This is a genomic window from Nocardia speluncae NBRC 108251, from assembly GCF_001613245.1.
GTDB lineage: Bacteria > Actinomycetota > Actinomycetes > Mycobacteriales > Mycobacteriaceae > Nocardia > Nocardia speluncae.
Window position 1 is genome coordinate 184,445 of sequence record NZ_BDBZ01000020.1, and the last position, 18,444, is coordinate 202,888.

Annotated in this window: 22 protein-coding genes; 12 read left to right on the top strand and 10 right to left on the bottom strand. The window is 67.8% G+C overall.

Features of this window, described 5'->3' with window-relative positions:
* Positions 1 to 164: 164 nt before the first annotated feature.
* Positions 165 to 815 (bottom strand): PadR family transcriptional regulator, encoded by a 651-nt coding sequence (locus tag NS6_RS19895; RefSeq protein ID WP_068043860.1) that lies wholly within the window; start codon positions 813 to 815, stop codon positions 165 to 167.
* Between the two features lie 116 nt (positions 816 to 931).
* Entirely contained in the window at positions 932 to 1,504 is a 573-nt protein-coding gene (locus tag NS6_RS19900; RefSeq protein ID WP_068043862.1) for a TetR/AcrR family transcriptional regulator, read from the bottom strand.
* A gap of 69 nt (positions 1,505 to 1,573) precedes the next feature.
* On the opposite strand from NS6_RS19900, the gene NS6_RS19905 reads away from it, so the two are divergent.
* Positions 1,574 to 2,491, top strand: a complete 918-nt coding sequence (locus tag NS6_RS19905; protein ID WP_068043864.1) for a TIGR03620 family F420-dependent LLM class oxidoreductase — start codon at positions 1,574 to 1,576, stop codon at positions 2,489 to 2,491.
* A gap of 120 nt (positions 2,492 to 2,611) precedes the next feature.
* Here the strand turns inward: NS6_RS19905 and NS6_RS19910 are convergent, their stop codons facing one another.
* From NS6_RS19910 to NS6_RS19920, 3 genes are read right to left on the bottom strand one after another with little or no spacing between them, the layout of a single operon-like run.
* A complete protein-coding gene (locus NS6_RS19910; protein WP_068043992.1) occupies positions 2,612 to 2,947 on the bottom strand; it encodes an MmcQ/YjbR family DNA-binding protein in 336 nt (111 codons plus the stop codon).
* A gap of 52 nt (positions 2,948 to 2,999) precedes the next feature.
* Positions 3,000 to 3,569 carry a nicotinamidase gene (locus NS6_RS19915; protein ID WP_068043866.1) on the bottom strand — a complete coding sequence of 190 codons (570 nt, stop codon included), beginning with the start codon at positions 3,567 to 3,569 and terminating at the stop codon, positions 3,000 to 3,002.
* 27 nt (positions 3,570 to 3,596) lie between these two features.
* The gene (locus tag NS6_RS19920) at positions 3,597 to 4,907 is read right to left on the bottom strand and encodes a nicotinate phosphoribosyltransferase (RefSeq protein ID WP_068043869.1); all 1,311 of its coding nucleotides are present in this window, start codon (positions 4,905 to 4,907) and stop codon (positions 3,597 to 3,599) included.
* 183 nt (positions 4,908 to 5,090) lie between these two features.
* On the opposite strand from NS6_RS19920, the gene clpS reads away from it, so the two are divergent.
* The 10 genes from clpS (at position 5,091) to rdgB (ending at position 12,104) form a co-directional block, all read left to right on the top strand.
* Positions 5,091 to 5,453, top strand: a complete 363-nt coding sequence (gene clpS / locus NS6_RS19925; protein ID WP_068043871.1) for an ATP-dependent Clp protease adapter ClpS — start codon at positions 5,091 to 5,093, stop codon at positions 5,451 to 5,453.
* Between the two features lie 21 nt (positions 5,454 to 5,474).
* Positions 5,475 to 6,044, top strand: coding sequence for an oxidative stress transcriptional regulator AosR (gene aosR, locus NS6_RS19930; RefSeq protein ID WP_068043873.1), 570 nt, complete (start codon positions 5,475 to 5,477; stop codon positions 6,042 to 6,044).
* Positions 6,041 to 7,102 carry a P1 family peptidase gene (locus NS6_RS19935; RefSeq protein WP_068043875.1) on the top strand — a complete coding sequence of 354 codons (1,062 nt, stop codon included), beginning with the start codon at positions 6,041 to 6,043 and terminating at the stop codon, positions 7,100 to 7,102. Before aosR ends, NS6_RS19935 begins: the two co-directional genes overlap by 4 nt.
* A gap of 92 nt (positions 7,103 to 7,194) precedes the next feature.
* Positions 7,195 to 7,617 (top strand): M67 family metallopeptidase, encoded by a 423-nt coding sequence (locus NS6_RS19940; protein WP_068043877.1) that lies wholly within the window; start codon positions 7,195 to 7,197, stop codon positions 7,615 to 7,617.
* A gap of 51 nt (positions 7,618 to 7,668) precedes the next feature.
* Positions 7,669 to 7,944: a MoaD/ThiS family protein gene (locus NS6_RS19945; protein ID WP_068043879.1), complete on the top strand. Its 276-nt coding sequence runs from the start codon at positions 7,669 to 7,671 to the stop codon at positions 7,942 to 7,944.
* Positions 7,945 to 7,951: 7 nt separating this feature from the next.
* Positions 7,952 to 8,914: a PLP-dependent cysteine synthase family protein gene (locus NS6_RS19950; protein ID WP_068043881.1), complete on the top strand. Its 963-nt coding sequence runs from the start codon at positions 7,952 to 7,954 to the stop codon at positions 8,912 to 8,914.
* A 182-nt stretch (positions 8,915 to 9,096) separates the two neighbouring features.
* Positions 9,097 to 9,810 carry a rhomboid family intramembrane serine protease gene (locus NS6_RS19955; protein WP_084471224.1) on the top strand — a complete coding sequence of 238 codons (714 nt, stop codon included), beginning with the start codon at positions 9,097 to 9,099 and terminating at the stop codon, positions 9,808 to 9,810.
* A 69-nt stretch (positions 9,811 to 9,879) separates the two neighbouring features.
* Entirely contained in the window at positions 9,880 to 10,644 is a 765-nt protein-coding gene (locus tag NS6_RS19960) for a cyclic nucleotide-degrading phosphodiesterase (RefSeq protein ID WP_068043883.1), read from the top strand.
* Positions 10,645 to 10,721: 77 nt separating this feature from the next.
* Positions 10,722 to 11,495 (top strand): ribonuclease PH, encoded by a 774-nt coding sequence (rph, locus tag NS6_RS19965; RefSeq protein WP_068043884.1) that lies wholly within the window; start codon positions 10,722 to 10,724, stop codon positions 11,493 to 11,495.
* Positions 11,496 to 12,104, top strand: coding sequence for an RdgB/HAM1 family non-canonical purine NTP pyrophosphatase (rdgB, locus tag NS6_RS19970; RefSeq protein ID WP_068043887.1), 609 nt, complete (start codon positions 11,496 to 11,498; stop codon positions 12,102 to 12,104).
* Between the two features lie 18 nt (positions 12,105 to 12,122).
* Here the strand turns inward: rdgB and NS6_RS19975 are convergent, their stop codons facing one another.
* The 3 genes from NS6_RS19975 to NS6_RS19985 form a co-directional block, all read right to left on the bottom strand.
* Complete coding sequence (locus tag NS6_RS19975; protein WP_068043889.1) at positions 12,123 to 12,485, bottom strand: DUF3817 domain-containing protein; 363 nt, start codon at positions 12,483 to 12,485, stop codon at positions 12,123 to 12,125.
* Positions 12,482 to 13,015: a transcriptional regulator gene (locus tag NS6_RS36355; RefSeq protein WP_307648014.1), complete on the bottom strand. Its 534-nt coding sequence runs from the start codon at positions 13,013 to 13,015 to the stop codon at positions 12,482 to 12,484. Before NS6_RS36355 ends, NS6_RS19975 begins: the two co-directional genes overlap by 4 nt.
* Positions 13,016 to 13,089: 74 nt before the next feature.
* Positions 13,090 to 13,965, bottom strand: a complete 876-nt coding sequence (locus tag NS6_RS19985) for an oxidoreductase (protein ID WP_068043891.1) — start codon at positions 13,963 to 13,965, stop codon at positions 13,090 to 13,092.
* 123 nt (positions 13,966 to 14,088) lie between these two features.
* Between NS6_RS19985 and NS6_RS19990 the strand changes: the two genes are divergently transcribed.
* Positions 14,089 to 16,137: an ATP-dependent DNA helicase gene (locus NS6_RS19990; protein WP_068043892.1), complete on the top strand. Its 2,049-nt coding sequence runs from the start codon at positions 14,089 to 14,091 to the stop codon at positions 16,135 to 16,137.
* Positions 16,138 to 16,178: 41 nt separating this feature from the next.
* On the opposite strand, the gene NS6_RS19995 is transcribed toward NS6_RS19990, so the two are convergent.
* Entirely contained in the window at positions 16,179 to 16,715 is a 537-nt protein-coding gene (locus tag NS6_RS19995) for a DoxX family protein (RefSeq protein ID WP_068043894.1), read from the bottom strand.
* 95 nt (positions 16,716 to 16,810) lie between these two features.
* Complete coding sequence (locus tag NS6_RS20000) at positions 16,811 to 18,172, bottom strand: NCS2 family permease (RefSeq protein WP_068043896.1); 1,362 nt, start codon at positions 18,170 to 18,172, stop codon at positions 16,811 to 16,813.
* Positions 18,173 to 18,444 lie beyond the last annotated feature (272 nt).

The window sequence follows — 18,444 nt, forward strand, 5'->3', positions numbered from 1 at the left end:
GGTGGCGGCGCCGTACGTCACCGAACCGCCCTGCGTCCCGCCTCCCGGTTATCCTGTGTTCTGCCAAACTCGCGGCCGGGTGTGCGTTGTGCGGGCACGGTCCGAGACGGTGATCCGGTCTCGATGGTGGTGTTGGCGCACCACCATCGGGCCCGGTGTATGAATCAGTGGCCGGTATCAGCTCCTTCCACGTATTCGCGGGCACGCGCGGTATCCACGCCGCCGCGGCTGTGCCATGACTGCCATTCCGCCTGGCCGGGGAAGGTTCCGTCGAGAAGTTCGGCACGCAGGGCGCGAGTCCATTCGGCCTCGGCCTCCAGAACGGCCAGACCGTACTCCGATTCGATGAGGAACAGGCGCGGTAGCTTCGCGGAGAGGTCGGCGAATTCCTTCTTCACCTGCGCGATCTGCTCTCGCAGCACAGCAAGCCGGCGGCCCAGCAGCTCGGCCACCTCACCGGGCGGCAACACAGCAAGGATCGATAGACCGGCGACGTAGCGGCCGCGTTCGGGCTCCGGTTCGGCGATCAGTTCCCGAGTCCAGTCCACGAGTTCGGCCCGGCCGGCGTCGGTGATCCGGTATATCACTCGTTCGGGCCGTGTCCCCGCGCGCTCACTGCCTACCACCTCGAGGAAACCGGCCTTGGCCAGGTTCTGCACCACCGTGTACAGCGACCCCCATTTGATGTCCATGTCCTGGTCTTTGCCGTACTCACGTAGCCGCGCCGCGATCTGGTACCGGTGCATGGCCTCGTCCTGCATGACCGCGAGCACGGCCAGCGCCAGCAGATTGCCCACCTTGCGCTTCTTCGCCATACACCCTCCTTACTCGTCTACGAATATACGCACACGAGTATGAGGAGACAAGGAAACCCTTCCGGCACCGACATCGGAAACCGGACAGAAACGGTGCGCGTGAACGACCGGGAGACTCAGGAACTCGTCGAGTCCCGACGGCGCTCGTAGAGCGCGTCCGTGACGAGGCCCAGGAGGTGTTCGGGCCGGTCGGAGTCGGAGCCACGGGAGGTGGTCAAAGCGATGCCCACGATGAGCTGGACGACATCGCGGGCGTGGACATCGGCGCGCACGCTGCCCGCGTGCTGGGCATGGGCCACGACCGCATGGGCGGCTTCGTGAATCCTGGCGTGACAGTCGAACCCCAGGTCGACCGGCTCGGTCAGTGCGGCGCCCCCTAGGCCGTGGTCGGCTCGCGCGTGGGTAAGGAAGGCTCGCAACCATTCGCGGAGCGCGTTGTCCGGGTCGGTTGTCGACATCAGTTCCTCCGCCCGCGCGCCCAGTGCTTCGATGCGTTCGCGGAGTACGGCGGCCAACAGTGCCTGCCGGTTGGGGAAGTGCCGGTAGAGCGTGCCTGGCCCGACCTTCGCGCGACGGGCGATCTCGTTGAGCGAGGCGTCCGGCCCTTCCTCGGCGAACGTCTCAGCGGCGGCGCTCAACATGCGCTCATAGTTGCGCTGTGCGTCGGCTCGCATACCTACCCTTGTCATCCGGAGAAGTTCTCCGTATCGTACCTCGAGAAAATCGGAGAACCTCTCCGGAAAGGTCTGGGAGAAACTGTGACGGAACGACAACTGGGCAGCGTCGGAATCTGGACGTTCGCGTTCGAGAGCCAGCCCGCCGGGCGAGTCCGCGAGGCGGCGGCCGAACTCGAGGAACTCGGTTACGGCACACTGTGGTTCGGTGAGGCGTTCGGCCGGGAAGCGATGGGGCAGGCGTGGCTGCTACTCACCGCGACCGAGCGCATTACGGTCGCCGCGGGGATCGCCAATATCGCCTTCCGTGATCCGATCGCGATGGCGACCGCGGAACGCACTCTCGGCGACGCGTTTCCCGGTCGCTTCCTGCTCGGACTCGGCGGTCACCGGGTCGGTGGGCAAACCGGCATGGTCGATGGCTACCCGATGCCTGCGATCGGGAACCGGCCGTTGGCGGTGATGGGTGACTATCTGGATGCGATGGACGCCGTACCGCACCACGGCCCCGTTCCCGGCCCCGCGCCGCGCCGCGTACTCGCCGCGCTCGGACCGAAGATGCTCGGACTGGCCGCCGAACGTACCTGGGGCGCACATCCCTACTTCGTCCCCGTCGAACACACCGCGCTCGCGCGCGAAATCATGGGTCCGTACGCGGTCCTGGCCGTCGAGCAGGCCGTGGTCTTGGACACCGACCGGACCCGCGCACGTGCGCTGGCCCGGGCACATGTCGCCGGATATGTCGAGGCGGCGCCGCATCAGCAGGCGAATGTGCGGCGACTGGGCTTCGGCGACGCCGATATCGTCGGCGGCCCGAGTGATCGTCTTGTCGACGCGATCGTCGCCTACGGTGATGTCGACGCTATCGAGCGGCGGGTACGCGAGCACCTCGCGGCCGGCGCCGACCATGTATGTCTCCAGGTGCTGACTGCCACCCCTGCCGAGCTGCCGATGCCGGAATGGCGCGAGCTTGCGGGCCTGGGGGCCGCCGTGACTGCGTGAATGCGACACGGCTTCGAGATTTACGGAGCCATCCCGTCCAGAAAAAGACGTCGCGCCGGCTCGCCGGTAGCTCCTCGGCGCCGGATCGGGCGAAAATGCTCCTCACCCCCGTAGGGCAGGTCAGACAAGTTCCAGCACATGAGGTGGGGCTGCCTGGCGCCACGAATCGCGGATTATCGCCCGCAATTCGTCGTGATCGTCGAGAGCGGACAGCCGCACCCGGACCCACGCATTCCCCGCTTCGTGACCCGCAATCCAGAACTTGGCAGGTTCGGCGACCACCAGTTCGTCGCGGTCGACAATCGGGCAGCGCACCGCCATCGAAGTCTCGTCTTCGGGCAGAGTGAGGAACAACCGGCGCTCCACCCGGAAGATCGGCATCCCCCAGGCGAACTCCTCGCTGGTTTCCGGCAGCGAAAGAGCGTAGGCGCGTGCATCATCCCCGGAAGCAGTCATGAACGAATTGTGCCCCGGCGCACCGACAGACGTGACCGCACCGGGCGCGAATTCAGGCGCCCGCGACGGCACCCGCGAGCTCGACCCCGGCCCGATCGAGCTGGTGCAGGGCCGATTCCACCGTCGCCGGGGCGACGCCCGCGGTCAGGCCGAGCAGAACCCGGGTGGTCAACCCGGCCCCGACCGCGTCCAAGGCGGTGGCCCGGACGCAGTGGTCGGTGGCGATCCCGGCGATATCCACCGAGGTGATGCCGTGGGCACGCAACCATTCGGTGAGTGGTGTGCCGTCGGACGCGGCCCCCTCGAACCCCGAGTAGGCGGCCGAATACTCCCCCTTCGAGAAAACTTCCTGCACGGCACCGGTCTCGAAATCCGGATGGAATTCCGCACCGGGCGTTCCGACTCGGCAGTGCGGTGGCCAGCTGTCCACGAAATCCGGGGACTCGGAGAAATGCGCGCCCGGATCGATGTGGTGGTCTCGCGTAGCCACCACCGCGTCGTAGTCGGCGTCGCGCAGATATTCGCTGATCAACCCAGCGACACGGGCCCCACCGGTCACCGCGAGGGAACCGCCCTCGCAGAAATCGTTCTGCACATCCACCACGATCAGCGCACGTTTCATAGTGTCAGTTTCCTCCGCACCGGGCGGTCAGGCCACAAAGGTGGTGGAGACCGCCGGGTCGCCGTCGGACAGTTTGAGGCCCTCCCACGGCAAACTCACCAGACCGCGGGCCACCAAGCCACGGGATTCGACGAGCGTCGGATGGTCGAGCACCTCGCCGCCGCCGACCAGTGGAACCATCAGATCACGGACCTCGAGAGCACCGGGGTCCGGCGGATCGCCTGCCGCCCGGTAGACGATCTCCTCCACAATCGTCCCGGTGGGCCGGGCCAGTCGTATCGCCCGTTTCGCCCCACCCCGCGACTCCTTGTGGCTGGACCTCTTGGCCACTGGCAAACCCTCGACCTCGACCAGCTTGTACACCATGCCGGCGGTCGGGGCACCCGAACCGGTGACCAGCTGGGTACCGACGCCATAGGCATCCACGGGTTCTGCGCGCAGCGCCGCGATCGCATATTCGTCCAGATCGCCGGAGACCACGATACGGGTGTTCACCGCGCCCAGTTCATCCAGTTGCTGCCGGACCTGCCGGGCGAGCACGCCCAGATCACCGGAATCGATTCGCACCGCCCCCAGCTCCGGTCCGGCCACCTGCACCGCGAGCTCGACACCGCGGGTGATGTCGAAGGTATCGACCAGCAGTGTCGTTCCCGGGCCGAACGCCGCCACCTGACTGCGGAACGCTTCCACCTCATGCTCCCCGTCGGGTCCGCTGTGCACGAGAGTGAACGCGTGCGCGCTGGTGCCGGCACCCGGCACTCCGTAGCGGCGTACGGCCTCCAGATTCGAGGTCGCGTGGAAACCGGCCAGATAGGCCGCGCGGGCGCTGGCCGGTGCGGCCAGTTCGTGCGTGCGCCGCGACCCCATCTCGATCATGCGGCGCCCGCCCGCGGCGCTCACCATCCGGGCGGCCGCGGACGCGATCGCGCTGTCGTGGTTGAGGACCGACAACACCAAGGTCTCCAGTACGACGCATTCGGCGAAGGTCCCCGTCACCGACAGGATCGGTGATCCCGGGAAATACAGTTCCCCTTCGGGGTAGCCGTCGATATCGCCGGTGAAACGGTAATTCCGCAACCAGTCGATGGTGGCGGTGTCCAGGAACCCGGCGGCGATCTCCAGCTCCGCTTCGCCGAACCGGAAGCGGGTCAGGGCATCGAGGAAACGACCGGTCCCGGCCACCACGCCGTAGCGGCGGCCGTGTGGCAAACGCCGGGCGAACACCTCGAAGGTGCAGCGCCGCACCGCGGAACCGTCGGCCAGCGCGGCCGCCAGCATCGTGAGCTCGTATTGGTCGGTGAGCAGCGCGCTGCTGCCGGCGGTATCGCGCGGGTCCACGGTTGTCCACTGTAAACAGGCGCGGCCACCGATCAGGTGAACCACCCGCCACGCCCGGGACGAAGAGCAATCCGGCACCCGCTTTCCAGGGTGTACCGCGCGGACCTTCGCCGGGCCAGACGCAGCCGTATTGTTCCTGCTCCGGGTGTTGTGAATTACTCCGCGAGTCGTACCCTTGGTTTCATGGCCCTGTGCAACACAGCACCCCGCTCCCGGACGATCGAGGTCCGCGTAGGCGCCGCCGGCGCTACGTTGTCGGCGGCTCAGGCAACCCCCGAGGCCGTGGAAGCCACCGAGATCCTGGAGGCCGAGGACCGCCCATGGGTCACCGTGGTGTGGGACGATCCGGTCAACCTGATGCACTACGTCGCTTATATCTTCCAGAAGCTGTTCGGCTACAGCAAAGCCAAGGCGACCGAGCTGATGCTCAAAGTGCACAACGAGGGCAGAGCCGTCGTATCGTCCGGTTCGCGGGACAAAATGGAACAGGATGTCCGCAGGTTGCACGCGGCCGGACTGTGGGCGACCATGCAACGAGACGACTGATCGGACGGTTACCGTAGCGACGTGCGTAAATGGAGCCGGAAGAACTCATTGGGCGGTCTCAAGCTGCGGTCGGAGCTGGACGCGCGCGAAGCGAGCGTGCTGCGCTCGCTGGTCGGCGCGGTCTCCGGCCTGCTCGGTGAGCGCGCGTCGTCCGCCCCCGAGGACGAGCTCGCCGCACTCACCGGTCTGCGCAGCGGGAACACCCTCCCGCCGGACGATCCCCGGCTGGCCCGGCTGCTCCCCGATTTCCATCGTGCCGAACCCGGCTCCCCCGACGCCGATCGCGCCGATCTCAACAGCGCCCTGCGGGGATTGCACGAACCGGAGATCATCGACGAGAAACTGGCGGCCGCGGGCGTCGTCCTGCGCACCGTGCCGGAGGACGGCGGCAAGATCGCACTGACACCGGAGGAAGCGGACGCCTGGCTCGCCGCCCTCACCGATATCCGGCTGGCCCTGGGCGTGGTCCTGGAAATCGACGCCGACACCCCCGAACAGTTCCCGCCCGACGACCCCCGCGCCCCGCATCTGGACGTCTATCACTGGCTCACCTGGATGCAGGACTCCCTATTGCAGGCAATGGCCCCGTGACCGGCGCACCCGGACCGCTCAACGCGCTCACCGATATCGCCGGCCTGCTGGTCGGCCACCACCACGTCCTCGACCCCGACGCCACCCGGGGTTCCGGCGCCGCCACCGGCAGCACGGTGGTCCGCGCGCCGGGCGGGGCGGTCGCCGCGGTGGATGTGCGCGGTGGCGGCCCCGGCACCCGGGAAACCGATCTGCTCGACCCCGCCAATACCGTGCGGCACGCGCACGCGATCCTGCTCACCGGTGGAAGTGCCTACGGCCTGGCCGCCGCGGACGGTGTGATGCGCTGGCTGGAGGAACACGGCGAGGGCATCCCGATGGACCCGGCCGACCCCACCCGTGTGGTGCCGATCGTGCCGGGCGCCGTGATCTTCGATCTGCCGGTCGGCGATTGGTCCACCCGCCCGACTGCCGAGTTCGGCTATCACGCCGCGGAAGCAGCCGGACCCGATTTCCTGCGCGGGTCCGTCGGCGCGGGAGCCGGCGCGCAGGCCGGCGCGCTCAAAGGCGGTATCGGCAGCGCGAGTATCCGCTTCACCGACGGTATCGCCGCCGGCGTCACTGTCGGCGCGCTCGTGGTCGCGAACCCGGTCGGATCGGTTTTCGACCCCCGCACCGGGCTGCCGTGGGGTGTCGGCACCGACGGACCCGAGTTCGCCGGGTTCCGGCCGGCCACACCGGAACAGCTGGCCGCGGCCAATGCGCTCCCGGTGAAGAGCACCGTCCTCAACACCACGATCGGCGTGGTCGCCACGGACGCACCGCTCGACACTCTGGGCTGCCGCCGCCTCGCCACCACCGCGCACGATGGTTTGGCGCGGGCCGTACGACCGGCGCATTCCCCTCTCGACGGCGATACGTTCTTCGCTCTGGCCACCGGCACGGCGACACCCCCGGACCTTCCTGCCCTTCCGGCGACCTTCCCCGGCGACCTCCCGCTGCTCGACGAGTTGTGCACGGCCGCCGCGGTCTGCGTGGAGCGGGCGGTGGTCGACGCGATCCGTTCGGCAGTATCGGTGGCGGGTATCCCGTCCTACAGCGAGCTGTTCGGCAGCTGAACTCCAGGACTCGGGAATAGGCGAATATCGTCGACGGTTGTCGGCTGTGATGGGTCGGCGAGAGCCGAGACGATGTGTGGAGAGGTTCGATTGTGCTCGTGATCAGGGCCGACCTGGTGGATGCGATGGTTGCGCACGCCCGTGCCGACCATCCCGACGAAGCCTGCGGCATCATCGCGGGGCCCGAGGGAGCCGACCGTCCCGAGCGGTTCGTGGCGATGATCAACGCCGAGCGTTCCCCGACGTTCTACCGGTTCGACTCCGGTGAGCAGCTGAAGGTGTGGCGGGCGATGGACGACGCCGACGAGGAACCGGTGGTGATCTACCACTCACACACCGCCACCGAGGCCTATCCCAGCCGCACCGATATCTCCTTCGCCTCCGAGCCCGGCGCGCACTACGTCCTGATCTCGACCCGCGACCCGGAGCAGCACGAGTTGCGCAGCTACCGGATCCTCGACGGCGAAGTCACCGAGGAACCGGTGCGGATCGTCGCCGCCTACGAAACCGCCTGACCCCCACAATTTCCGACCGACTTCCGAGAAGACAACAAGCGAGGAGCACCCATGCCGGTCACCGTGTCCATCCCGACGATCATGCGCGCCCACACCGGGGGCGAGAAGCGCGTCGAGGCCAAGGGGTCCACGCTTGCCGCGGTGATCGAGGATCTGGAGGCCAACCATCCGGGTCTGGCCGAGCGCCTGCTCAACGAGGGCAAGCTGAACCGCTACGTCAATATCTATGTCGACGACGAGGATGTCCGGTTCTCCGGCGGCCTCGGCACCGCCGTGGGCGAAGGTGCGACGGTGACGATTCTGCCGGCCGTCGCGGGCGGGGCCTGACGGTCCGGTGGCACGCTACGAATCCCTGATCGCGACGCTGGGCAATACGCCGCTGGTCGGTCTGCGCAATCTCTCCCCACAGTGGGAGGGTGAGCTGCCGGTGCGGTTGTGGGCCAAGCTCGAGGACCGCAACCCCACCGGGTCCATCAAGGACCGCCCGGCTTTGCGCATGATCGAGCAGGCCGAAGCCGACGGCCGGCTCACCCCCGGCTGCACCATCCTGGAACCCACCAGCGGCAACACCGGCATCTCGCTGGCCATGGCGGCGAAGCTCAAGGGCTACCGCCTGGTGTGCGTGATGCCGGAGAACACTTCGGTGGAGCGGCGGCAGCTGCTCACCATGTTCGGCGCCGAGATCATCGATTCCCCCGCCGCGGGCGGTTCGAACCAGGCCGTGGCCAAGGCCAAGGAGATCGCCGCGGCGAACCCCGACTGGGTGATGCTCTACCAGTACGGCAACCCTGCGAACGCCCTCGCCCATTACGAGACCACCGGCCCGGAGATCCTCGCCGACCTACCGGAGATCACCCATTTCGTGGCCGGTCTGGGCACCACCGGCACGCTGATGGGTACCGGGCGGTTCCTGCGGGAGAAGGTCGCGGGTATCCAGATCGTCGCTGCCGAACCCCGGTACGGGGAGCTGGTCTACGGACTGCGCAATATCGACGAGGGCTTCATCCCGGAGCTGTACGACGAATCGGTGCTCACCAGCCGGTTCTCCGTCGGCCCCTACGATGCAGTCCGCCGGACCCGCGAGCTGGTGCTGGAAGAGGGCATCTTCGCCGGAATTTCCACCGGCGCGATCCTGCACGCGGCACTGGGCGTGGCGCGAAAGGTCGCCGCGGCCGGTGAACGAGCAGATATCGCTTTCGTCGTCGCCGACGGGGGCTGGAAATACCTGTCCACCGGCGCCTACGACGGCACCCTCGAGGAGGCCGAGGAACGCCTCGAAGGCCAGCTCTGGGCTTGAGTTCTACGGCGCGTCCGGCCTGCGGGTTCCGGCCCTCGGTTCCCGGCCGCCCGCCGGGATAGCCGACATCCCCGACCGAGACCGAGGGCACCGACTCGCACAGCCGAGTGCGGCGCCACGAACCCAGTACCCTCGAGGTAGGCGCGCGGAGCGGCTTCGGTGCGCCGAGGAGGAGGATCGTCATGACCGGTGGCGCACCCCTGGGCGCTTCGTTCGACCCCGATCGTATTTCCGCGCTCCGGCCGGCACCCGGTGGTGGAACGGGCGCCCCTGCCGGCCGGCCCCGGTTCACCACCGGACGAGCCTTCGGTCGGGCCGCGGTGGTGATGGCCGCGTTCGTCGTGCTGCTGTATCTGATCGAATCGGTGGATTCGATCATCGACTACTGCATCGACTGCACCGGGGGGATCGAACCGCGCGCCGTCGACGGCCTGGACGGCATCCTGTTCGCTCCGCTGCTGCACGGCAGCTGGGACCATCTGATCGGCAATACACTGCCGGTACTGATCCTGGGTTTCCTGACACTGGCCACCGGTATCGGCCGCGGGCTGGCCGCCACCGCGATCATCTGGGTCGTCGCGGGCGTGGGCACCTGGCTCACCGGCGGCGCGAACACCGTGCACATCGGCGCGTCATCGCTGGTCTTCGGCTGGCTCACCTATCTGATCTGCCGCGGCTGGTTCGCCCGCCGGATCGGACAGATCGTTCTCGGCGTGGTGATACTCGTCTTCTACGGCTCCCTACTGTGGGGCGTTCTCCCAGGTCAAGACGGAATCTCCTGGCAGGGGCACCTTTTCGGCGCAATGGGTGGACTGATCGCCGGCTGGGTACTCTCCACTGATGAACGTCGACACCGCCGGCAACTGCGCACCGGGACAACCGTTCCACCCCGGTGACCGTGAATGCGGCCAGGATTTTCGGGGGATGCAGTCTTGAATCGGGAAACATCGTGGCAGCATGGGAGCATGCGCCTCACGGTCCTCGGGTGCTCGGGCAGCGTGTCCGGCCCGGATTCCCCAGCGTCGGGTTACCTGCTCACCGGCCCGGATATGTCCCCGGTGGTCATCGATTTCGGTCCCGGGATCCTCGGCGCGCTGCAGCGATACGCCGATCCGGGCGAGGTCGAAATCTTCCTCACCCATCTCCACGCCGACCACTGCCTGGATCTGCCGGGGCTGCTGGTCTGGCGGCGCTACCACCCGACGCCGCCCGCCGGGCAGGCCATCGTCCGAGGTCCGTCGGACGCGCCGGTACGGATAGGTAACGCTTCCGCCGAAGTCGGCGGCGAATGCGACGACTGGTCCGATGTGATCGATTTCCGTCCGTGGGGCGAGGGAGAAACGGTCGAGTTCGGCCCCGGCCACACCATCACCGCGCGCCGCATGGTCCATCCACCGGAGTCATACGGCCTGCGGATCGTCACCGCCACCGGGCGCACCTTCGTCTATACCGGCGATACTGCCGTCTGCTCGGCCGTTCAGGAACTGGCCCAGGGCGCAGATGTCCTCATGGCCGAGGCCTCCTGGACCCACGATCCGGCGAATCGTCCCGAGGGCATCCATCTTTCGGGTACCGAAGCCGGCCGGATCGCGGCCGCGGCGGGGGCCGGGGAACTGCTTCTCACCCATATCCCGCCGTGGACTTCCCGGGAAGACGTCATCGCCGAAGCGAAGGCCGAATTCACCGGCCCCGTGCACGCCGTGACACCGGGCGAGACCTTCGAGCTGTAAAACGCCCGCGCCCGCGGCGCCGCATCGCGCCACGACCCGCGCGGATACGCACACGAGCTCCCCACTACGCTGAGCCCGTGTCGAGACGAGCCGATGGCAGGGCGGACGACGAGCTCCGCGAGGTACGGATAACCCGAGGTTTCACCACGCATCCGGCCGGTTCGGTGCTGGTCGAGTTCGGGCAGACGCGAGTGATGTGCACGGCCAGCGTCACCGAGGGCGTACCGCCGTGGCGGCGCGATTCCGGTTCGGGCTGGCTCACTGCCGAGTACGCGATGCTGCCGGCCGCCACTCATACCCGCAGCGGCCGGGAATCGGTCAAGGGGAAGGTCGGCGGGCGTACCCAGGAGATCAGCCGGTTGGTCGGCCGGTCCCTGCGTGCCTGTATCGACCTGGCGGCCATCGGCGAGAACACCATCGCCGTCGACTGCGATGTCCTGCAGGCCGACGGCGGCACCCGCACCGCCGCCATCACCGGCGCCTATGTCGCGCTGGCCGATGCCGTCACCTACCTCGGTGCAGCGGGCGGGCTGGCCGATCCGCAGCCCATTTCCTGCGGAATCGCCGCGGTCAGCGTCGGGGTCGTGGACGGCCGGGTCCGGCTGGATCTGCCGTACGAGGAGGATTCGCGCGCCGAGGTCGATATGAACGTTGTCGCCACCGATACCGGCACCCTGGTGGAAATCCAGGGCACCGGTGAAGGCGCGACTTTCCCGCGTTCCACCCTCGACAAGCTCCTGGACTCCGCGCTGGCCGGCTGCGAGCAACTGTTCGCGGTGCAGAAAGAAGCCCTGGCACTGCCCTATCCGGGTGTGCTGCCCGAAGCTCCGGAACCGGCGAAGAAGAAGTAGATGACCCGTCGCGTTCTGCTCGCCAGCCGCAACGCCAAGAAACTGGACGAGCTGCGCCGCATCCTGGACGAGGCCGGCGTCGCCGGGCTCGACATCGCCGGGCTCGACGATGTCCCGGAATACCCGGAGGCGCCCGAAATCGGAGCGACCTTCGAGGAGAATGCGCTGGCCAAGGCACGTGACGGGGCTCGGGCGACCGGATTGCCGTGTATCGCCGACGATTCCGGAATCGCCGTGGACGCGTTGAACGGGATGCCGGGGGTCCTGTCGGCCCGCTGGGCCGGGCGCCACGGCGACGATGCCGCGAACAACGCCTTGCTGCTCGCACAGCTCGCCGATGTCCCCGGCGATCGCCGCGGCGCGTACTTCGTCTCGGCGTGCGCGCTGGTGCTACCGGACGGCGCGGAGACCGTGGTGCGCGGCGAATGGCCCGGAACCATCGCGTACGCACCGCAGGGTGAGGGCGGCTTCGGCTATGACCCGCTGTTCCATCCGGAAGGCGGTGAGCTCAGCGCCGCTCAGCTCACCCCCGCTCAGAAGGACGCGGCCTCGCATCGCGGCCGCGCGCTGACCGAACTACTGCCCGCGCTCGCCCGGCTGGCCGACTGAGCGGAGAACGCCGCCCGATCAGACTCCGAAGTCGCGTTTGACCTGCTGAGTGTTGCGGTGCTCGACGAAGAACGACAGCAGCGGGATCGTGCCCGCCAGCAAAGTGCCGATGGTGCGCTTGATCGGCCAGCGCACTTTGACGGCGAGGTCGGCGGTGAGGATCAGGTAGATGAAGTACGCCCAGCCGTGCACCAGCGCGATCCACGACGGGGTGTCCACGCCGAACCCGTATTGCGCGATCATCTCGGCGGTGAGCAGCAGCAGCCACAGGCCGGTGATCCACGCGAGCGCACGGTAGCGCAGGAGCGCGCCCGCGATCTTGCGGTCTCCGGCGGGCCGGGCCGGCTCGGCGGCGACGGTGGTTTTCTCGCTGGCGGTCAACCGGCGCTCCTCTCGGGATCGCGGGCTTCGCTGCCCGCTTGGTCGCCGGCGTTCAACCGGGCGAGGTAGCTGTTGTATTCGGCGAGCACCGGGTCGGTGTCGCGGGCGGCTCGCGGCCGTTCCGGCAGAAAGCCCGCCGGGATCTCGCGCGGTTCCCGGACAGCGGTGGTGCCACGGCGGCCGGACCGTGCCGGTCCGTCGTTGCCGGCCGTTTCGGCATCGGTAGCTGTCGTTGTTCCCGCTTCGCCGACTGTGCCCGGCGAGCCCGTGGCCCGGTCCGGGGATTCGCCGTCGACAGCATCCGGCGCCCCGGCTTCCTGCTCCAACCGCACGAAGCGGAAGTAGGCGAAGAGCGCGAAGGCGCCGAACAGTGGCCACTGCATGGCATAGCCGAGGTTCTGCGCTGTCCCGCTGGCCGAGGAGAACCGCTCCATCTGCCACCAGCCCAACGCCAGCGCGGCCACCGCGAGCACAACCGCCAGGACGATCAGAGCCGGGCGGTGCACGGTCGGGCGGGGGGTTTCGGGCACGGCTACCACGGTACCCGTCTACTACATCGGCCGTAGTGTGAGGTGCACGTCGCGTGGCCGGCCGTCGGCGCCGGTCAGAGCTCGTAGACGACCCCGGTCATCCGCTCCGACTCTTCCCACAACCGCCGCCACAGGCCCGTGTTCTTCGACAACCTGGTCGACGGGGAGGCCGCCACCGGGCCCTGGGACTGGAACAGCCGGGTCGGGCCCCAGTAGGTCTGCGGATCGGCATCCGGCGTCGTCGCCGCGAACAATGTGGAATGCGCCGCCTTCGCCGGGGCGTGCCCGACCAGCCGGATCACCGGTTTACTGACCAGATCCAGCGGCGTTTCGGTGCGGGTGAACAGTTCGGTGGCCGATACCCCGGGATGTACCCCGTAGGACCGTTTCGGTGAGCCGGCCGCCGCCAGCCGGCGCTGCAGTTCGCGCGCGAACATCAGGTTGGACAGTTTGGCCTGCGCATAGGCGAGGTTTCGCTGGTAACGACGGTTTTCGTAGTTCAGGTCGTCGACCCACAGTTTGGGTGTCTGCTTGTGGGCGATGCTGGCGAGGGTCACGACCCGGTCGCGCATCCGGTCCAGCAGCAAACCGGTGAGGGCGAAGTGCCCGAGGTGGTTCACTCCGAACTGCGTTTCGAAACCGTCCACGGTGCGCGAGAACGGTACGTTCATCAGACCCGCGTTGTTGACCAGCACGTCGAATTCGCCGGTGGCCTCCGCGAATTCGCGGATCGAGGACATATCGGCCAGGTCGAGCCGGCGGACCTGGAGATCGCCGCCGATGGTATCGGCGGCCTCGCGGGCCTTCTCGGTATTGCGGCAGGCCATCACCACGGTGGCCCCTTTACCGGCCAGGACCTTGGTGGTCTCGGCACCGAGACCACCGTTGGCTCCGGTGACGACATAAGTACGCCCACGCTGGTCGGGCATCTGATCGGGTTTCCATGCCATGATCCGACCTTACTGCCGAGTAAGATCACTGTGAAGGGCGACACCCGCCACTCGACACCGCGACGGACCGCACGGTTCGCGACTGCGCGCACGGGTGTCGGTGGGGCGCAGTAGGCTGCCCGAGTGCCCGAACTCCCGCCCGTATCGACCCTGCTGGCGAACGCCGTAACCGCACTCGGCGGCAAGGAGCGCCCTGGTCAGATGACCATGGTGGCCGCGGTGGACGACGCCATCGACACCAAACGCCATCTCGCGGTCCAGGCCGGTACGGGCACCGGAAAATCCCTCGCCTATCTGGTACCCAGCCTGCGGCACGCGGTCCGGACCGGACGCACGGTGGTGGTCTCCACCGCCACCATCGCCCTACAGCGGCAGCTGGTGGACCGGGATCTGCCCCGGCTGGCCCAAGCCCTGGCGAAACCACTCGGGCGGCCACCGGAATTCGCGATCCTCAAGGGCCGCAACAACTATCTCTGCCTGAACAAAATCAACAGCGCTATCCCGGAGGAGCCGGCCGAAGCCGAATTGTTCGACGCTTTCGCGGTCTCGCGGCTCGGCCGCGAGGTCAAACGGCTCAACGAATGGGCCTCCGACACCGAAACCGGCGACCGCGACGAACTGGCCCCCGGTGTCAGCGACCGCGCCTGGCGGCAGGTCAGCGTCTCGTCGCGCGAATGCCTGGGTAAATCCCGCTGCCCGTTCGGTCAGGATTGTTTCGCCGAGCGCGCCCGCGCCGAATCCGCGCAGGCCGATGTGGTCGTCACCAATCACGCGCTGCTGGCCATCGACGCCATCAGCGGTATCCAGGTACTACCGGAACACGATGTGGTGGTCGTTGACGAGGCACACGAACTGGTCGACCGGGTCACCGGCGTCGCCACCGCCGAACTGTCGGCGACGGCCATCAGTGCCGCCGCCAGGCGCTGTGCCAAACTCATCGACGAGCAGGAGGTCGATCGGCTCGAGGCGGCCGCCGAAGCCTGGCACAGCGCCCTCGAGGATCTCGGCCCGAGCCGCTGGGAGGCACTACCCGACGGGATCGGCCAGGTGCTCGCCCTGATCCGGGATGCCGCATGGAACGCGCGTACCGCGCTCAACCCCCAGGGTTCCGCCGCGCCGGGTTCCGATCCCGAGGCCGCCGCCGGCCGGAACATGGCCGTGGCCGCGGTCGAGGAGGTCCACGACAGCGCAGTCCGTGCCCTCACCGCTTTCGACGAACCCGATCCGGCCGCGCGCCGCGATGTGGTGTGGTTGTCGGCCGCCGAGATCCGCGATGTCACCCGCCGCTCGCTGCATATGGCACCGCTGGCCGTCGGCGGATTGCTACGAAGCCAGTTGTTCGGAACGGCCACGGTCATCCTGACCTCGGCGACCCTGCAGATCGGCGGCACGTTCGACGGCCTGGCCCGCACCTGGGGGCTGCCGCCCGAATCCGGCGGCAAGGTCGACCCGGTGCAGGCCAACGGCGCCGAGGCCCCCGCGGATACCGATACCGTCCGCTGGTCCTCGCTGGATGTGGGCTCGCCGTTCGACCACGCGAAATCCGGGATTCTCTACGTCGCGAAACATCTGCCCGCCCCCGGCCGGGACGGCCTGCCCCCGGCCTATCTCGACGAGATCGAACGGCTGGTGTCGGCCGCGGGCGGGCGAACGCTGGGACTCTTCTCGTCCATGCGCGCCGCGAAATCGGCCACGGAAGCCCTGCGTTCCCGGCTGAACACACCGATCCTGTGCCAGGGAGAAGATTCCACCGGCGCCTTGGTACGCAAATTCGCCGACGACCCGGAAACCTCGCTGTTCGGCACCCTTTCCCTGTGGCAAGGGGTCGATGTTCCCGGCCCGTCGCTGAGCCTGGTGATCCTGGACCGGATCCCGTTCCCCCGCCCCGATGATCCGCTCCTGGCGGCCCGTCAGCGCGCGGTCGAATCCCGTGGTGGTAACGGCTTTCTCACGATCGCCGCCAGTCACGCCGCCCTCCTGCTGGCCCAGGGCACCGGGCGGCTGTTGCGCAGCGTCGACGATCGCGGCGTGGTGGCCATCCTCGACCCACGTCTGGCCACCGCCCGCTATGGCGGTTACCTCCGCGCCTCGCTGCCCCCGTACTGGGAAACCGCGGACCCGGAAGTGGTGTTGAAGGCCCTGCACCGCTTGGACGCCGCCGCGACGGTCTGACTCCGCCAACAGGACCAGTCACCACATCGGCAATCGTCCGCCTACAACACCGCTTTGGTGATCAGGGTGAGACCGGCTGCCGCCACCGCGGTGACCACCGAAACCGCGCCCCACGTCAGCCCGGTCCGCGCCCAGGCGCGGCCGTGGTCCACCGAGAAACGTCCGGGCCCGGTGAACGCGACCGCCAAGGCGACCACCGCGAACAGCAAACCCATCTCGTAGCCGCCGAGCAGGCCTTTACTGAAACCCGTGTCGATGATGACGATTCCGGTACCCAATACGATCGCCGCCGCCAGCGGGGTGAATGCACCCAGCGCGAGCAGCAGCCCGCCTGCGAATTCGCTCAGTCCGGCTACCGTGCCGAACACTGTGCCGGGCTCGAATCCCATCTTCTCGAACCCCGCGTTGTTCGCCGCCAGCCCCTCGCCGCCGAACCAGCCGAACAGCTTCTGCGCACCGTGGGCGGCGAACAACAGACCGAAAACCAGCCGCAGAATCAGCAGGCCGGTGTCACCGGATATCGAACCACCCCGGATGGTGGTGTCGGCGGTGCGTTCGAATGTCGTATCGGCAGTCATGGGAACCCCTCGTTGTCGCAGTTGCCCAGCCGAGGAGACGAACGAGCAAGCCCGGTCAACGCGGTCAGGTTAGCCTAACCTTCCCACGTTTCGGGCTATTCCGCGAGCAGGAAGAAGTACGCGAGGAAGACCACCGTCAGCACCCACATCACCGGATGCACTTCCCGAAACCGGCCGCGCGCCACCATCACTACGGGATAGAAGATCATCCCCATGGCGAGACCGTTGGCGATCGAATACGTCAGCGGCATCATGATGATCGTGATGAACGCGGGAACCGCGAACTCCAAACGGCTCCAGTCGATATCGCCGAGCGAACGCGCCATGAGCACCCCGACCACGATCAGCGCCGCCGCCGTCACCGCACCCGAACCCGCCACCACCACGAATATCGGGAAGAAGAACATGGCCACCGCGAACCAGGCGGCGGTCACCACCGCGGTGAGCCCGGTCCGGCCGCCGGCCGAGACACCTGCCGTCGATTCCACATAGGCCGTGGTGGTAGATGTTCCGATCACCGCACCCGCCATCGTGCCCACCGCATCGGCCGACAGCGCACTCGACGCCCGGGGCAGCTCGCCCTTCGCATTCAGCAGGCCCGCCTGGTTCGCCACCCCGATCAGCGTGCCGGAAGCATCGAAGAAATCCACGAACAACATGGTCAGCACCACCACCGCCATCTGTGCGGTGAACGCGTCGGGCAGATGGATAAGCGCCTGTCCGAAGGTCTGATCGAGGCCCTGCGGCATGGACACCACCCCGTCGGGGATATCCACCAGGCCGGTGAGCATGCCGATGACCGCCGTCGCGACGATGCCGTACAGCACCGCGCCGTGCCAGCCACGGACGAGGAAGACGACGGTGAGTACGAGCCCGAACAACGCCAGCACCGTAGCGCCCTGAGTGAAATCACCGAGCCCGACCAAGGTCGCCGGATCGTCCACCACGATGCCCGCGTTCTTCAGCCCCAGGAACGCCACAAAGGCCCCCACACCGGCAGCGACGGCCAGTTTCAACTGCAACGGGATCGCGTTCAGGATCTTCTCGCGGATCTTGGTGACCGCGAGAACGAAGAAGATCACACCGGACAGCAGCGTCCCCGATAACGCCACCTGCCACGGGATCCCCATTCCGAGCACCACCGAATAGGCGAAGAACGCGTTCAAGCCCATCCCGGGGGCGAGCGCGATCGGATACCGCGCCCACAATCCCATCACCAGCGAACCCACCACTGCCGCCACCGCGGTCGCGGTGAACACCGCCTGCGTGGGAATACCCTGCGCGCCGAGGTCGCCCTGATCGCCGAGGATGGAGGGGTTGACCGCCAGCACGTAGCACATTGCCAGGAACGTCACGGTCCCCGCCATCAACTCGCGTCGCACGGTCGAGCCGTGGATCCCGATTCCGAAGAACGAATCGACCCGTCCACGAGTCCGGGTCAGAAGACCTGTGACCATGGCATCTCCAGTCGGCTGACGAAACTCCGTCCCGGCGGTTGCCGCCCACCCCGGTGCGGTTGGACGCAGGTCAGCGCCAGTGGAACGGTATCGGAAACTTGTTACGAACCGAAGTCGCACCACCCCGGCGGCCGCCGTCGGCAACTCCGGCGCGCAACGGCGACGGCCGCAGCCGGAGCGTGCATACTCCGAACCCTGTGACGCCCGGCCACACTCGTGTTCCGGGGACAAACACGAAGGTTCGTGCGCGGCCCGAATCCGACCACGATGGC